The organism is Nocardia sp. NPDC058058 (genome assembly GCF_042885355.1).
Classification (GTDB): domain Bacteria; phylum Actinomycetota; class Actinomycetes; order Mycobacteriales; family Mycobacteriaceae; genus Nocardia.
In genome coordinates this window covers 1418277-1433931 of record NZ_JBHVSA010000004.1, presented here as the reverse complement: position 1 = coordinate 1433931, position 15655 = coordinate 1418277, and the positions used below count along the sequence as shown (strand labels likewise).

Annotated in this window: 12 protein-coding genes and 1 pseudogene; 5 read left to right on the top strand and 8 right to left on the bottom strand. The window is 67.5% G+C overall.

Annotated features, from left to right (window positions below; translation table 11 throughout):
* Positions 1–47: 47 nt before the first annotated feature.
* Positions 48–2252, top strand: a complete 2205-nt coding sequence (locus ACFVUS_RS37600) for a protein kinase (protein ID WP_387777978.1) — start codon at positions 48–50, stop codon at positions 2250–2252.
* A gap of 109 nt (positions 2253–2361) precedes the next feature.
* Here the strand turns inward: ACFVUS_RS37600 and ACFVUS_RS37595 are convergent, their stop codons facing one another.
* The 6 genes from ACFVUS_RS37595 to ACFVUS_RS37570 form a co-directional block, all read right to left on the bottom strand.
* Complete coding sequence (locus ACFVUS_RS37595) at positions 2362–3753, bottom strand: FAD-binding oxidoreductase (RefSeq protein WP_387777975.1); 1392 nt, start codon at positions 3751–3753, stop codon at positions 2362–2364.
* Positions 3754–3954: 201 nt separating this feature from the next.
* The gene (locus ACFVUS_RS37590) at positions 3955–4368 is read right to left on the bottom strand and encodes a hypothetical protein (RefSeq protein WP_387777972.1); all 414 of its coding nucleotides are present in this window, start codon (positions 4366–4368) and stop codon (positions 3955–3957) included.
* 65 nt (positions 4369–4433) lie between these two features.
* Positions 4434–4967, bottom strand: coding sequence for a DUF3145 domain-containing protein (locus ACFVUS_RS37585; RefSeq protein WP_387777969.1), 534 nt, complete (start codon positions 4965–4967; stop codon positions 4434–4436).
* Between the two features lie 95 nt (positions 4968–5062).
* Positions 5063–5899 (bottom strand): serine hydrolase domain-containing protein, encoded by an 837-nt coding sequence (locus ACFVUS_RS37580; RefSeq protein WP_387777966.1) that lies wholly within the window; start codon positions 5897–5899, stop codon positions 5063–5065.
* A 10-nt stretch (positions 5900–5909) separates the two neighbouring features.
* On the bottom strand, positions 5910–7340 hold the full coding sequence (locus tag ACFVUS_RS37575; protein WP_387777963.1) for an amino acid permease: 1431 nt from the start codon (positions 7338–7340) through the stop codon (positions 5910–5912).
* A 292-nt stretch (positions 7341–7632) separates the two neighbouring features.
* Positions 7633–8007, bottom strand: coding sequence for a MerR family transcriptional regulator (locus ACFVUS_RS37570; RefSeq protein ID WP_387777960.1), 375 nt, complete (start codon positions 8005–8007; stop codon positions 7633–7635).
* A 45-nt stretch (positions 8008–8052) separates the two neighbouring features.
* On the opposite strand from ACFVUS_RS37570, the gene ACFVUS_RS37565 reads away from it, so the two are divergent.
* The 3 genes and pseudogenes from ACFVUS_RS37565 to ACFVUS_RS37555 all read left to right on the top strand — a co-directional run.
* Positions 8053–8823, top strand: a complete 771-nt coding sequence (locus ACFVUS_RS37565) for an alpha/beta fold hydrolase (RefSeq protein WP_387777957.1) — start codon at positions 8053–8055, stop codon at positions 8821–8823.
* 36 nt (positions 8824–8859) lie between these two features.
* Complete coding sequence (locus ACFVUS_RS37560) at positions 8860–10050, top strand: serine hydrolase domain-containing protein (protein ID WP_387777954.1); 1191 nt, start codon at positions 8860–8862, stop codon at positions 10048–10050.
* A 112-nt stretch (positions 10051–10162) separates the two neighbouring features.
* Positions 10163–11161: pseudogene (locus tag ACFVUS_RS37555) on the top strand (agmatine/peptidylarginine deiminase); the annotation flags it as partial.
* Here ACFVUS_RS37555 and ACFVUS_RS37550 read toward each other — a convergent pair.
* A complete protein-coding gene (locus ACFVUS_RS37550; RefSeq protein WP_387777951.1) occupies positions 11158–11754 on the bottom strand; it encodes a DinB family protein in 597 nt (198 codons plus the stop codon). The pseudogene ACFVUS_RS37555 and the gene ACFVUS_RS37550 sit on opposite strands and share 4 nt — an antisense overlap.
* A 126-nt stretch (positions 11755–11880) precedes the next feature.
* Positions 11881–12936, bottom strand: coding sequence for a phosphotransferase family protein (locus tag ACFVUS_RS37545; RefSeq protein ID WP_387777948.1), 1056 nt, complete (start codon positions 12934–12936; stop codon positions 11881–11883).
* A gap of 125 nt (positions 12937–13061) precedes the next feature.
* Here ACFVUS_RS37545 and pabB point away from each other — a divergent pair, with 125 nt between their 5' ends.
* The gene (gene pabB / locus ACFVUS_RS37540; RefSeq protein ID WP_387777945.1) at positions 13062–15647 is read left to right on the top strand and encodes an aminodeoxychorismate synthase component I; all 2586 of its coding nucleotides are present in this window, start codon (positions 13062–13064) and stop codon (positions 15645–15647) included.
* Positions 15648–15655: the final 8 nt, after the last annotated feature.

Below are 15655 nucleotides of genomic sequence, written 5' to 3'. Positions count from 1 at the left end.
CGCCAGGGCGTATGGTTTCTTCGCACCATGAGTGGCGGAGGGGTGGCATGCGGCTGGATCCGGGGGCGGTATTCGCGGGATACACGATCGAGCGCATGCTCGGTCACGGCGGCATGGGAATCGTCTATGCCGCAAGGCATCCCAGACTCGACCGGCTGGTGGCACTCAAGGTGCTGAACGAAGCGGTCTCCGGCGACACCCGTGCCCGCGCGCGCTTCGAACGCGAGGCCGCACTGGCCGCGCGCCTGGAACACGCCAATATCGTCCCCATCTACGACCGCGCCGACTCTGCGGCGGAGATCCCCTGGATCTGCATGAAATACGTTGGCGGCGGCGACATCTCACTCCTGATGGCCACCCGCCGCGGCCCCCTCCCCCCGGACGAGGCGGTCCGCCTCATCACCGATGCCGCCCGCGGCCTGGACCACGCCCACCGCTACGGCATCATCCACCGCGACATAAAACCGGCGAACATCCTGATAGACCGAGCCGAACACGACGAAGGCCGAGCCCTCCTCACCGATTTCGGCATAGCCCGAGCCTTCGACGACACCCTCACCGTCACCAGCATCTCCGCCACCTTCGCCTACGCCGCCCCCGAACGCTTCGGCAGCACCCCCGCCGACCACCGCGCCGACATCTACTCCCTCGGCTGCACCTTCTACGAAATCCTCACCGCCAGAACCCCTTTCCCCCGCCCCGACCAAGCCGCCGTCATAGCCGCCCACCTGAGCGCGCCACCACCGCGCCCCACCGATCTCAACCCGAGCCTCCCACCCGGCCTCGACGAGGTCATCGCGACCGCCCTGGCGAAATCCCCCGACGACCGCTACCCCACCTCCACCGCGTTGGCTGAAGCGGCCCAGCGTGCCCTCACCCTGGCACCGCGCCCCGCCGTCGCACCCACCCCCGACTCTCGAACCGCGCCCACCACAATCTCCCCCGCCGCAGCAGGATTCGACTCGACGACACCACCGCCAAACCCGGCCGGATGGCGACCGCGAACACCTCCGCCACAGTCGATTTCGCCGGTCCACGCGGAGCACGCGGAATCGACCTCCACCAAACCCTCAGTACCGATGACAGCACCGAGGGCTGCCCCCACACCCGAAATGATCGAGACCGAGGCCGATCGCACCGCCCTCGCGCCCAACCCACGGACCGCGCCGACCGCAGCCGCTCCCGCCCGCAGTGAACTCAATTCTGTTCCACTACAACAGAATACGAGTGGACAGCATGAGTCGCGGTCGTCGGGACACCCCGATCCGCATTCGAGCCATGCGAGCGGATCAGGCGACTCGACCGAGCAACGATCATCGGCCTCGGCCGAACTGCCGGCAGACGCCGAATCAGCCGGACTGCCGGCGCGTGGTGCGATCCCTGGCTGGCGTCGGCACGGCGCCCGAATCACCACTGCGCTGTCCTGGCTGTCGCTGCTGATCGGTGCGGGGCTGCTCCGAGACGGGGCGCATATGACTTTCGCCGACCTCTACCTTCCGGGAAACCCACACCAGTTCAACGACGTCAATGATTATCTCTTCAAATCAGGCTGGTACCTGACGGTGCTGGAGGTCGCTTCGATCATTCTCTGCATCTTCACGCTCATGTCGCGAGTGCATCGGCCGACTCGCCAGGCGGTGGTGGCCGGGTTCGCGGTGTGGAGCGTGTGGGGGGCGTGGCTGCTGGCACAGTTGGCCGACTGGATCAACCACTCCACCCCGACGGTGGACGCCTCCACCGGCTACCGGTTCCTGCTCGCTGGGCATATTTCGATCGCGCTGGCCGGTTTGTGGGCATTGTCGACGCTCGTGCTTGAATTCTGGGGTCCATCGATGCGTGCGACACTCGATGTCCGGCTGCCGCGTGATCCGTTCACCATCGCCACGATGCTGGTTGGTTCGGTGGGCTGGGCTGCCTCGGTCTTGATTCCGGTGGTACTTGCGAGCAAGGTCGAATTCCTGAACTGGCAACGAGGCCCTCAGGTCGCGGCGGCGATACTGTTCGGCTGCATCCCCGTTTTCTCCGCGATGCTGCTGCCGCGCAGGCTCTTCAGCGCGATTACCGTCGGTTGGGGGCTGGGAGCCGGTGTGCTGTGCGTGCTGTTCTACACGATGACCGTCTACGGACCCTACGAAGGGGTTTTCGATAGCCGCCTCACGGTGCCGGGGATATTCGCCTTCACAGTGGTCGCGATACTCGTCATCAACCTGATCGACCTCCGAAGAGCCGCCCGGCGGGAGATTGCGACCTGAGCGATGCCACGGGTCGCACCGTTCTCGTTGCCGCAGGGCTCTCGGAGGATGGTCCGTCCGCCGAGCGGTGGGGCGAGTCGACCCCACCGCTCACCACCCGACTGCCCGGTCAGGCCGGGTGGATGTTGGCGTTGTGGTGGAGGATGTTGTCGGGGTCCCAGGTGGATTTGAGGGTGGTGAGGCGGGAGTACTTGTTGCCGTAGGTGTCTCGGATGCGTTGCTGGTCGTCGTCTACGAGGAAGTTGATGTAGCCGGCGCCGGAGCGGGCGTGTGGGAGCAGGGCGTCCCAGGTGTCTCGGACCCAGGTGCGTTCGGCTTCGAAGTCGGCGGGGTCGGGGCAGAGGGCGCTGAGGTTTACCGCCCAGCAGGGTTCCCGGGAGCCGCCGAATGCTGTTGCGTCGTCTGCTATTTCGGAGTAGCGGCCGCGCAGGGGGAAGATGGGGGCGATGGTGAGGGGGGATTTGCGCTGGGGGAAGCGGTTTACCAGTTCGGCGATCACCTCGGCGTTGAGATCGTCTATGTAGAGCGACTTCTCGTAGGCGGGCAAGCCGCGCGGGGCGGCGTCGTCGAACATCTGCTGGAGCGCGGTGTACGGGATGGGGGTGACCAGTTCCCATGCGGGAGTCGGTGCTGCCGCGCGCAGCGGCGCGACGACCTCGGCCAGCTCTTCGGGAGTGCCGAAACCTACTACGGCGGTGACGAATCCGGGCTGTCCCTGGTACTGCTCGGGGACGAAGGGCAGCGGCGGGGAGCTGACGGCCAGCAATGCGCCGGTGTATCCGTCGGGCAGGGTCCGCATGCGCTCGACACCCGCCGCGAGTCCGGCCGCACCGTCCGCGGGCGTCCAGTAGAGCATGGTGAGCTGCGCCAGCGGCGGCAGATCATGCAGGGCGAAGGTGAATTCGGTGACGATGCCGAAATTGCCGCCGCCGCCGCGGATCGCCCAGTGCAGGTCCGGATTCTCATCGGCCGAGGCGGTGACGATATGCCCGTCCGCGGTCACCACCTGCGCGGAAATCACACTGTCACAGGACAATCCGCAGCGCGCGGTGAGCCAGCCCATCCCGCCGCCGAGGGTGAGCCCGCCGACGCCGGTATCGCTGATGAAGCCGCCGGTGACCGCGAGCGCGTGCTCGGCCGTCGCCGCGTCGACCTGTGCCCAGGTGGCCCCGCCACCGACGCGGGCGGTCTTGGCCGCCGGATCGACGGTGACGCTCGCGAGCGCACCGAGGTCGATGAGCATCGCGTCATCGGCGACCGCGTGCCCGGCGTAATTGTGTCCCCCACCGCGCACGGTGAGATCCAGTCCGTGCCGCCGCGCGTGCAGCAGCGCCCTGGCCACGCCCGCGGCGGACGCGGGCTGCACGATGACCGCCGGGCGGCGATCGAAACTTCCACTCCATACCTGCCGCGCCGCATCGTATTCGGCGTCCTTCGGGGTGATCACCACGCCGTCGATGGTGGCCCGCAGCCCTTCGATATCGAATCCAGCCGTAGTCACAGTGCCGCTCCCTCGCGTACCGCGTCATATCCGCCGGGCACGAGACCGGAGTGCGTGGCGTAATCGCACCCCGCGCGGTCCCGCGCTGTCACCCGGCGCTGACGTGTGTCTGTCGCCACCCCAGCATTACGGGGGTGTGCGGCGCGAAGTTCATCGCGCACGATGCGATCTTGCGAAGCGTGCAGTGCCGACTGCGAACTCTCAGGAGAGCATGCGCACCTTGTCCGCGGATTCGTTCTGGCTGGCGCATTCCTGGAACGGATTCGGATCGCCTTGGCGCTCACCGCAGACCCAGCGCATATCGGCCACCTCGATGGCCACATCCCCGTCGGATTTCTTGGTCCGCTCCTGCACGTAGCTGGTGGCCACGGACAGCGCGGTGGGGCAGAAGTCCGCGCCCTTGGTGGTGAAGGTGACCACGGCGAGACCGTTGGGACCCGAGCCGCACTGCACGACTTCCTGGCCCGGCAAGGGCTGGGCCGCCATCGCGGGGACGGTGGTGGGTTTGGCCGCGCTGGTGACCGCGGCCGAGCTGTCGCCGTCACCGCACGCGGTCAGCGTGAGCGTCGTGGCGGCGAGCGTCGCGACGGCCAGCGGACCCAGGATTCCTCGCACCGCAATCTCCTTCTCGCACAGAATCGATGATTACCGTCGGGCGTGTCGTGCGGCGGAGGCGACCGTCAGCCGACGTCGCGGCGCAGCCAGGTGACCTCCGCGCCCTCGCCGCCGAGGCGGAAGGGTTCGAGGGCATCGTCCCATGCCGTGCCCAGTGCGCGATCGATCTCGGCGGCAATGTCATTGGCGGAGCCGCGCCCGCGTTCGCGGGCCTCGGCGACTATCGAGCGCAGTCGCATCTCCCCCACCATGACATCGCCGCTGGCGCTGGTCGCGCCGTGCCAGAGGCCGAGGCCGGGCACGAAGCTGTAGCGCTCACCGTCGACCCCTTCGCTCGGGTCCTCGGTGATCTCGAAGGCCAGGACGGGCCAATCTCGCAATGCTCCAGCTAACCGTCCACCGGTACCGACTGGCCCGTACCAATCGGTGGTCGCCCGCAAATTTCCGGGAGCCGCGGGTTGTGCGGTCCACCGGAGTTTCGCGGGCGCCTTCAAGGTGGAGGTGAGCGTCCATTCGATATGCGGGCACAGCGCGGCCGGCGACGAATGAATGTAGACCACACCAGACGTCGCGTCGGCGAACTGATTCGTTCCGCGCACCACTAACACCTCCGGCTTCGACGGGGACGTCTTCCCCAACGACCCGTTCCAGCCAGCGTTGCCCGAGTTTACTGGAGTGCTCGAAGTTACGTGTGTTACTTCTCGGCCGTGTCGGTGTTCCAGTCAAACTCCGCGATCACGGCATCGCTGAGCCTCGGCCACGCCGCGCGCGCCCAGTCACCGAAATTTTCGTCCGCCAGCGCGAGACACGCCATGCCGACTTCCGGATCAACCCAGAGGAAAGTCCCCGATTGCCCGAAGTGCCCGAAGGTGCGCGCGGAATTCGCGCCACCCGTCCAATGTGGAAGTTTGTGATCCCGAATTTCGAAACCCAGACCCCAGTCGTTGGGACGCTGCGACCCGTAACCGGGAAGGACGCCATTGCGTCCCGGGAACTGCACTGTGCTTGCCTCGGTGAGCAATTCACCACTGATGATAGTCGGTTTCAGCAATTCTTCGGCGAACCGCAGCAGATCTGCGACCGAGGACTGCCCCGCATGCCCGGCGGGCCCGGCCAGCACCGACGACGTCATGCCGAGCGGTTCGAAGACGGCTTCGTGCAGATAGCGATCGAAGGGAATCGCGGTTTGCTCGGCGACGAAGTCCGCGAGCAGTTCGAATCCGGCGCTGGAGTAGATGCGCCGCAGACCCGGTTCCGAGAGCACCTCGGTGGTGTCGAAGGCCAGGCCGGAGGTGTGCGCCAGCAGATGCCGCACGGTGGACCCGGGCGGGCCGGCGGGCTGGTCCAGTTCGACCGCGCCCTCCTCGACGGCCACCAGAACCGCGTACGCGACAAGGGGTTTGGTCACCGAGGCCAGCCGGAACACCCGATCGAGCTCGCCCTCGCTATCGGCGACACCTCTACCCCGGACCACGACACCGCCCGCGGCGTGCCGGACCGGCCATTCTCGAATCTGTTCCAGCGCTCGCACAGTCACGAGCCTACGAGTCCGCGGTGATGGCGTCCGGCCGGGTCCGATTCAGTGCGGACCGGCGACGGCCATAGCTGAAGTACACGACCAGCCCCACCGCCGACCACAGCGTGAACGCCAGCCAGGTGACCGCGGGCAGATTCCGCAGCAGCCACAGGCACATGCCGACGCCGAGCACGGGCACCAGCGGGACGAGCGTCCGGAAGGTGCGCGGCAGTTCGGGTTTGGTGCGGCGCAGCACCAGCACGCCGACATTCACCAGCCCGAAGGAGACCAGCGTGCCGATATTGGTGGCATTGACCAACTCGCCCAGCGGAATCAGCGCGGACAGCACCGCGACCACACCGCCGACGATCAGGGTGTTGGTGGTGGGCACCCGCTTGGCCCCGACCTTGGACAGCACCTTGGGCATGAGTCCGTCGCGGGACATGGCGACCAGGATGCGGGTCTGCCCGTACAGCACCGTCAGCACCACCGAGGCGATGGCGATGACCGCACCGGCGGCCAGAATCGTTGCGGGCCAGCCCCTCCCGGTGACCTGCTCCAGCACGGTGGCCAGTGAGGCGCCCGAACTGCTGACATCGTCGACACCGACCGCGGCGACGGCGGTGAGCGCCACCAGCACGTACACCAGGGTCACGATGCCGAGCGAGATGATGATGGCGCGCGGCAGATCACGCTGCGGATTCTTGGCCTCCTCACCGGCGGTGGAGGCGGCGTCGAAGCCGATGAAGGAGAAGAACACCATCGAGGCCGCCGAGCCGATACCGGCGATGCCCGCGGGCGCGAACGGATGCAGGTTGTCGGAGTTGAAGGCCGTAACCGCCACCGCCACAAAGAAAATCAGCACCGCGATCTTGATCAGCGTGGTGACGGTGGTGACCCGGGCGCTCTCCCGGATGCCACCGAGCAGCACCGCGGCCGCGAGCAGCACCACCACCGCGGCGGGCAGATTGACGACTCCGCCCTCACTGGGCGCGGAGGACAGCGCATCGGGAATTCGCCAGCCGAGCGTCGATCCGAGGAACTCGTTCAGATACGCGCCCCAGCCGACCGCGACGGCCGCCACCGAGACCCCGTATTCCAGCAGCAGGCACCACCCGCACACCCAGGCGATGATCTCGCCGAGCGTGGCATAGGTGTAGGAGTAGGCCGATCCGGAAACCGGTACGGCCCCTGCCAGTTCCGCGTACGACAGCGCCGAGAAGAGCGCGGCCAATGCCGCGATCGCGAAGGAGACGACCACGGCGGGTCCGGCCAGAGGCGCGGCCTCCCCCAGCACCACGAAGATCCCGGTCCCCAGCGTCGCTCCCACCGACAACGCGATCAGCGGTACGAGCCCCATGCTGCGCCGCAATGCGGTGTGCTCACCATCGGAGGTGAGCTGCTCCACGGGTTTGGTCCGCAGCAACGATGCGGTAATCGACGAGAGTCCTGACACGTCCCGCCACGCTACCGGCTCGAACCGCTCTTACCCGCACGCAACCCCGGTGGAGACCGATGCGAGCACTGATACAGCAATCCGCTCGCGAAGTTCGGGCATATCGCAAAAGGTGTGGATCCCGGCCAAAAGCGCGCCGGGATGACGACGTGAGGTCATGCCGAAGTGCGAGCCACTCGGGGTACGAGTCGCCGCCGCGCGGGCGGAGTAACGCCGCATCATCACGCCGGGCGAGCGAGAGCGTGCCGGATGACGAGGGAGCTCGCGCTCGATGCCCACGGCTGCGGGTGAATCAGGTTCCGTACGGGCGGGATTGGACGGCCTGTTGCTGGCGGGCCAGCAGGGCGCGGCGGTGGGTCAGGTCCGCGATTTGGGTGTCGAGGCGGGTGAGGCCGTCGTGCACGATTTTCCGGGAGTGGTCGCAGTGGGTGATGCCGGTGTCGATCGCGCAGGGCAGCAGGGCGCGGATATCGCGGGTGGGCAGGCCCGCGTCGAGGAGTTCGCGAATGCGATGGACTCGGGCGGGAGCCGAATCGTCGTAGCTGCGGTAGCCGTTGGGGTCGCGGTGTGCGGTCAGCAGGCCCTGTTCCTCGTAGTAGCGGAGCAGGCGGGGTGCGACGCCGGTGGTCTGTGATAGCTCGCCGATCAGCACTGTGACCTCCGGCATTCGGGGTTGACCTTCACATCCATGTCAATCCCTAACGTCGCCGCCATGACGAACATTTCGCTGTCCACCACGGTCACCGGATCCGGCCCCGGCATCCTGCTCGCGCACGGCGCGGGCGGCGGGATTCAGGCGAATTTCGGCGGGCTGATTCCGCTACTCGCCGAAGCACATACGGTGATCGGCCCGGATTACCCCGCCGATGACACCGTCCTGGATCTGGACGCACTGGCCGACGCGCTCGTCGCCGAAGCTGATACGGCGGGGGCCGAGCAGTTCACGATCATCGGATATTCACTGGGCGCCGCGGTGGCCGTGCGCGCCGCCGTGCGCCATCCCGAACGCGTGCGCGGCCTGATTCTCACCGCGGGTTTCGCGCGTCCGGACAATCGCGCGCGGCTCAATGTCCAACTGTGGCAACGCGCCCTGGCCAGCGGCGATCGGGAACTGTTCGCGCGCATCGCGCTACTGTCCGGATTCAGCGCCGATTTCGTGAACGCGCTCTCCCCCGAACAGCTTTCGACGGTGCTGGACCAGCTGGCCGCGGGCATTCCGGGCGGGACGGCCGCCCAGGCCGCGCTGATCGAGACCGTCGACACCACCGCCGATCTGGCGCGTGTCACCGTGTCCACCCTGGTGATCGGCCTGACCGGTGATCTGCTCGTCGATCCCGCTAACGCGCGTCGGCAGGCCGCGGGCATCGCCGACGCCGAATACCTCGAGCTGCCCGGCGGCCATATCGTCATGGTGGAGAATCCCGAGCCCTGGCATGCGGCCATCCGGGCCTTCCTCGCGCGCATCGGTGCATCGGCGCACTGACCCCTTCGGGTATGTCCGGTTACCATCGGACCCACCATGAGTGAGCAGGTCACGGTCCACGGTGAGGTGGACAGCGGGTTCGGTGCGGTCGCGGACGCTTTTCGGCGGAACTTCGCCGCGCACGGGGAGATCGGCGCGTCGGTCGCGGTATTCGACGGCGACCGGCCGGTGGTCGATCTGTGGGCGGGCCATCGCGATCGCAAGCGCCGAGTGGCCTGGGAGCGGGACACCATGGCCCCGGTGTGGTCGTCCACCAAGGGCATGACGGCCTTCGTGATCGCGTCCGCCGTATCGCGCGGGCTGCTGGATTACGAGGCCCCGGTGGCGAAGTACTGGCCGGAGTTCGGCGCGAACGGCAAGGAGTCGATCACCGTCCGGCAGCTGCTGGATCATCAGGCGGGGCTGCCCGCCCTCGATCGCACGGTGCGTTTGCGCGATATGGCGGACCTGGACGGTCTGGCCGGGATCCTCGCCGCGCAGAAACCGCTGTGGCGACCGGGAACCCGGCACGGATACCACCCGATCACCGCCGGTCTGTATCAGGGTGAATTGATTCGGCGGGTCGATCCCGCGCATCGCACTCTCGGCCAGGTCTTCGCGGAGGATTTCGCGAAGCCGCTCGGCCTGGACTTCTATATCGGCCTGCCGGAATCGGTTTCGCTGGATCGGGTCGCCGAACTCTCGGCCACCGAGGGCCTGGATATCCTGCGCTACGAGCGCGATCTGCCGGTGCGCATCGGCGTGCAGTTGTACGCCAAGCGCGGACTCTCGTTCCGCGCCTTGAACTCTCCGCAGGTGGGTGCGCCCGCGCGCGCCGCGCGCCGGGAATTCCTGGAGGTGGAGAGCCCGGCCGCCGGTGGCGTCGGCACCGCCCGCGCGCTGGCGCGGGTGTACGGCGCGGCGGCGGGCCGCACCGGTGAGCTGCCCGTCGACGCGGATCTGTTGGACCGCTTGGCATCCGCGCAGACCGCGCGGGACGTCCCGGCCGAGGATCTGGTGCTGCTCACCCCGAGCCGCTATCACCTGGGTTTCCGGAAGTCCTGCGGCAGTTTCCGTTTCGGCACCGATGCCCGCGCGTACGGCACCACCGGTTACGGCGGTTCGTTCGGATTCGCCGATCCGGCAACGGGTCTGGGCTTCGGATACACGATGAACCGCCTGGGCATGGCCGTACTGGACGATGTGCGCTCCCGGAATCTGCGCGAGGCATTGCGCCGCAGCGTGTGACCGCGTTCCTACCCGGAACCGCCGGTTCCAGCGGCTAACCTCGTATTCGCCAGCGGATTGCCCGCATATCCGGGCGGGCACCCACGAGGTCAGGAGCCGTTCGATGCAGCGATACCGCATGCCCGAGGAAGGCCGCCCGCACCAGCGCACCTGGATGGCCTTCGGTGCGAGCGAACGGGTCTGGACCGCGGATCTGCTACCGATGGCCCAGCGCACCCTCGCCGATATCGCCCGCGCCATCGCGCGCTTCGAACCGGTGTCCATGCTGGTGCGCCCCGAGGAATTGGCGATCGTGCGCGGCCTGGTCGGGGCCGATATCGAATTGCGCGAAGCGCCGCTGGATGATCTGTGGCTGCGTGATTCGGGCCCGGTCTTCGTGGTCGACGAGACCGGCGCGCAGGCCGGTATCGACTTCAATTTCAACGGCTGGGGCGATAAGCAGGAGCATGCCGAGGACGCCCTGGCCGCCAGTTTCGTGACCGCCCAGGCGGGCGCGGAGGCGGTACACACCGAACTGGTCCTCGAAGGCGGCGGTATCGAGGTGGACGGCGCGGGATTGGCCATCATCACCGAAAGCTGTGTGCTGAACGACAATCGGAATCCGGGCTGGACCAAACCGGAGGTGGAGCAGGAGCTCGAACGCCTGCTCGGCATCGAGAAGATCATCTGGCTGCCCGGTATCGCGGGGCGCGATATCACCGACGGCCACACCGATTTCTATGCCCGTTTCGCCCGGCCGGGCGTGGTGGTGGCCGGGCTGGAGAACGATCCGGACGCCTTCGACTACGAGGTCACCCGCACGCACGTGCAGATCCTGCGCGAGGCCACGGACCAGCATGAACGCCCGCTGCGCCTGGAGGTGATCGAGGGGCCGGACACCGTCCGGCCGGAGTGGATCGATGCCGATTTCGCGGCGGGCTATATCAACTTCTACGTCTGCAACGGCGGTGTCATCGCCCCGGAGTTCGGCGATCCCCCGCGCGATGCCGCGGCCAAGGCCACCCTGGAGCGACTGTTCCCCGATCGTGAAGTGGTGCAGTTGAATATCGACGCCATCGCGGCCGGCGGCGGCGGCATCCACTGCACCACGCAGCAGCAGCCGCGAATCTAAGCCGTTGCGGTGCTTCGCTTCTCGACATCGTGCACGTGATGCACCAGATCGTGCAGGAAATAGCTGCCCAGGGTCCGCACGGTGAACAGCGAACCGTTGCTGCGCTTGGCCGGCCGGTCGAGCTCCTCACCGGGCACGGATTCGTATGCGCGAGCGGTTTTTTCGGCGGCAGCGCGCAGGTCGGCGGCGACCTGCGCGCTGCGCTGCGCGGCGTAGTCCTCCGCGAGCGCGGTCTCGTCCTGATCCCAGTTGGCGAACATGGGGATCCCGGATTCGTCGATGACCACCGAGGCGTCGTAGCCGCCGATCACCGGTCCGGGCCGCGCCGATCCGGTGCGGGTGATATCGAGGCGATGCTCGAAGATCCGGCACACATCGCGCACGTGCGCGGCGTATTCGAGGGCGGACCAGGTCGAATCGTCCGGCCGCACAGCGGCATTCGGGTCATCGAGGGCGGCGGTCAGGGCGGCGGCGCTGCTGCGCACCCGGCCCGGGATGGTCTCGAACGCCACGACGCTCGGGTCGTACCCGCATTCGTCGCAGGTGCGTTCGAGCACCCAGGTCCAGTCCTTGGCATCGGGAACGATCGGCATGCGAACAACCTACGATGGCACAAGCTTTTCGGCCACCAATATTCTGCCAGGCGACACAAAGATCGCGACAAGTTTGCCGAACCGCGATTGCCGCCCCGCCCGCGCGAGCGGGACGGCCATCCGGTCTCACTCCATCAGCTGATGCGCCTTGCCGAACAGCTCCAGCGTGATGGCGTGCAGGAAATCGCCAACCTGCTTGGGCGCCTTGCCCGCCGCCGCCCGCGCGTACGTGCCCTCCAGCACGATGCCGAGCTTGAAACAGGCCAGCACGGTATACCAGGTGACATTGCTCAGATCCCGGTCGGAGAACTTGCCGTAGTGCTCGATCATCTCCGCGGCGGTGGGCAGCCCGCCGACCGCGCCGAGCGAGCCGATGAGCGCGGCCCCGGTGGTGCCGGGTTCGGGGCGGGTTGCGATCTGCCAGCCCAGATCCAGCAGCGGATCGCCGATGGTGGACATCTCCCAGTCGACCATGGCCGCGACTTCGGGGCCGTCGAAGGAGAACATCATGTTCGCGAGGTGGCAGTCGCCGTGCAGGATGCCGGGCGTCCACTGCGCGGGGCGATTGCGATCGAGCCAGTCGCCGACCCGATCCACGCCCGGGATCTCGGGGCCGGCATAGCCCTCGTTGACGCTGTAGGACTCGAGTTCCTTGAGCCAGCGCGGCACCTGACGCTCCAGGAACCCTTCGGGCTTACCGTAATCCGCGAGTCCGAGCGCCTCGTGATCGAGCGAGCCGAGCCGGGCGATGGCCTCCACGGCCGAGAGTCCCATCTGCCGCCGGATCTCCGGATCGCCCGCGTGCAGCGGGGGCAGTTCGTTCTGCGGGTTGAAGCCGACGATCGGCTCCATGAGATAGAAGTAGGCCCCGATGAGCGATTCATCGGCCCCGGCGGCGATCACCCTGGGGGCGCGGATGCCGGTTCCGGCGAGGGCCTCGAGGATGCGGGATTCGCGGCGGATCACGTTATTGCTCGCGGCGCGCAGGTGTTTGGGTCCGCGCCGCAGGACATAGTCGCGTTCGCCCCGGGTGAAGCGCAGCATGATGTTCTGGGTGCCGCCGCCGAGGGGTTTCACCCCCTCGAAGTCACCGCCGGGCAAGCCCTGCTCGTCCATCCACTTCCCGACAACGGCGAAATCGACGATGTCGCGATCCACATCGACCGGCTGCACTTCAGACATGTCCCACATTGTGCCGTAACCGTCCAGGGCAACTGAAGGCATATGCCAGCAGAAGTGGTTTCGGCCTCGTTCACGCAGGTCGAGGCGGGGGGCGTGGATGGTGGTGGCGTAAAGTTGCCAGCCAAATGCGCACGCTGCTGATCGACAACTACGACTCCTTCACCTACAACCTGTATCAGCTGATCAGTGAGGTGAACGGGGTGGAGCCCGTTGTCGTGCGCAATGACGAGGTGCGCGAGCTGTCCGAACTGGACCTCGGCCGATTCGACAATATCGTCATCTCCCCCGGGCCCGGCCGACCCGATATCCCGCGCGATTTCGGTATCTCCGCCGCGCTCATCGCGCACGCGGAACTGCCGCTGCTCGGGGTGTGCCTCGGACATCAGGGCATTGTGCTGGCCGCGGGCGGGCTGGTGACCGCCGCGCCGCGCGCCCGGCACGGCTTCCCCGATCGCATCACCCACGACGGGCGTGAGCTGTTCGCCGATGTGCCACAGGATTTCACGGCGGTGCGCTATCACTCGCTGGCGGCGGCCCGGCCGCTGCCGGAATCGCTGGAGGTCACCGCGACCACCGCGGACGGTGTCGTCATGGGGGTGCGTCATCGCACCCGACCGCAATGGGGGGTGCAATTCCATCCGGAGTCCATCGCCAGCGAGTACGGGGCGCAGCTGCTGCGGAACTTCAAGTCCCTCACCACCCTTCACGCCGGACGCCGGTGGCTGCGCGGCGCGGTGGTGGCGCTGCGGCCCGCCGAGAGCGCGGATGTGCCCGCGCTGGCGGCGATTCGGGCGACACCGGAGGTGCGCCGATGGTGGCAGACCGACACCGATCCGAACCCGCAGATCGAAGCCGAACTCGCGGACCCGGATTCGCAGGGCTGGGCAATCGAATATGACGGCCGGGTGGCCGGGCTGATCCAGTGGTACGCGGAGGAGGATCCCGAATACCGGCACGCCGGAATCGATATCTACCTCGATCCGGCGTTGCACGGACGCGGTATCGGCACCGACGCGGTGCGCACGCTGTCCCGGCACCTGTTCACCGAGCACGGCCATCACCGGCTGGTCATCGATCCGGCGGCGGACAATGCCGCGGCCATCGGCTGCTATCGCAAGGCCGGGTTCCGCCCGGTCGGCCGGATGCGGCAGTACCAGCGCGGCAGCGACGGCAGCTGGCAGGACGGGCTGATGATGGAAATGCTCGCCGCCGATATGGTCGCCGAGCCGGTCCGCCCGGAGACCGAAAGCACCCTGCCCACAATCGATTACACGGTCGAACAGGTCGTGATCGAGCGCGCGGTGGACACGGAGGCCTTGTTCCTGCGGCTCTACGCGGACGCACCGGCCGCCTTCTGGCTGGACAGCGAACATGTGGAGCCCGGCCTGGATCGCTTCTCCTTCCTCGGCGACGGATCGGGTCCGCTCGCCGAAATGGTCCGCTACCGCGTGGGATCCGATGCGGTGCGGGTGGATTCCGCGACCGGCACCCACACGGTTCCGGGCGGGGTACTGGATTACCTATCCGGCGAACTACGCCGCCGCCACATCGAATTCCCGGACGTACCTTTCGATTTCGTCGGCGGCTATGTCGGCTACCTCGGCTACGAGATGAAGGCGGACTGCGGCGCGAACACCGCTCACCGCTCGCCCGCCCCGGACGCGCAATGGCTCTTCGCCGACCGCCTCATCGTGGTCGACCACGAGGCCGGACGCACCCACCTGCTCGCCCTCGCCACGCCGGATTCGCTTGCTACCGCGCGGGATTGGCTGACTGCGACGGGGGCCATCGTGGAGACGCTGCCGACCTGGGAGAACCCGCCGGACTTGGAACTGCGCACCGATGAGAGTGTGGTCGCGCCGCTGCTGACGCGCGGGCGGGAGCGGTATCTCGCCGATGTCGTCGCGTGTCAGGAACAGTTGCGTGCGGGTGAGTCGTACGAGATCTGCGTTACCGACAGCGCGTATCTCCCCGCCGAGGCGGACGGGCTGGCGGTCTATCGCACCCTGCGACGCTGTAATCCCGCGCCCTACGCGGCTTTTCTGCGTTTCGAGGACCTCGAGGTGGCGTGCTCCTCCCCCGAGCGTTTCCTCAAACTGGATCGCACCCGCACGGTGGAGAGCAAGCCGATCAAGGGCACCGCGCCGCGCGGGGAGACGCCCGGCGAGGACGATCGGCTGGCGGAGACGCTGGCGCTGGATCCCAAGACGCGCGCCGAGAACCTCATGATCGTGGATCTGCTCCGCAACGATCTGGGCCGGGTCTGCGAGATCGGTTCGGTGCACGTACCCAAACTCATGGCGGTGGAGACGTATACGACTCTGCACCAACTGGTTTCGACGGTGCGCGGCACCCTGCGCCCGGGGCTCGGCGTGATCGACGCGTTGCGCGCCTGCTTCCCCGGCGGCTCCATGACCGGTGCGCCGAAGCTGCGCACCATGGAGATCATCGACGCCCTCGAAACCGAAGCGCGCGGCATCTACTCGGGCACCATCGGCTTCCTCGGCCTCGGCGGCACCGCCGACCTGAATATCGTCATCCGAACCGCGGTGCGCCACAACGGTTCCTGGCGCGTAGGCGCGGGCGGCGCGATCGTGCTGGACTCCGATCCGCACGACGAATACCAGGAAATGCTCTGGAAGGCCGCCACCGCCCTGCGCGCCCTCCCCGGCCTGGCTGTCGCCCCGAAGGCACCCCTACCCTCGGCCTGAGCCCGCGG

Coding starts and splice junctions, on each gene's coding strand:
- ACFVUS_RS37600 (WP_387777978.1), top strand. CDS start 48: ATGCGGCTGGATCCGGGGGCGGTATTCGCGGGATACACGATCGAGCGC.
- ACFVUS_RS37570 (WP_387777960.1), bottom strand. CDS start 8,007: ATGCCGGAGGTCACAGTGCTGATCGGCGAGCTATCACAGACCACCGGC.
- ACFVUS_RS37565 (WP_387777957.1), top strand. CDS start 8,053: ATGACGAACATTTCGCTGTCCACCACGGTCACCGGATCCGGCCCCGGC.
- ACFVUS_RS37560 (WP_387777954.1), top strand. CDS start 8,860: ATGAGTGAGCAGGTCACGGTCCACGGTGAGGTGGACAGCGGGTTCGGT.
- ACFVUS_RS37550 (WP_387777951.1), bottom strand. CDS start 11,754: ATGCCGATCGTTCCCGATGCCAAGGACTGGACCTGGGTGCTCGAACGC.
- ACFVUS_RS37545 (WP_387777948.1), bottom strand. CDS start 12,936: ATGTCTGAAGTGCAGCCGGTCGATGTGGATCGCGACATCGTCGATTTC.
- pabB (WP_387777945.1), top strand. CDS start 13,062: ATGCGCACGCTGCTGATCGACAACTACGACTCCTTCACCTACAACCTG.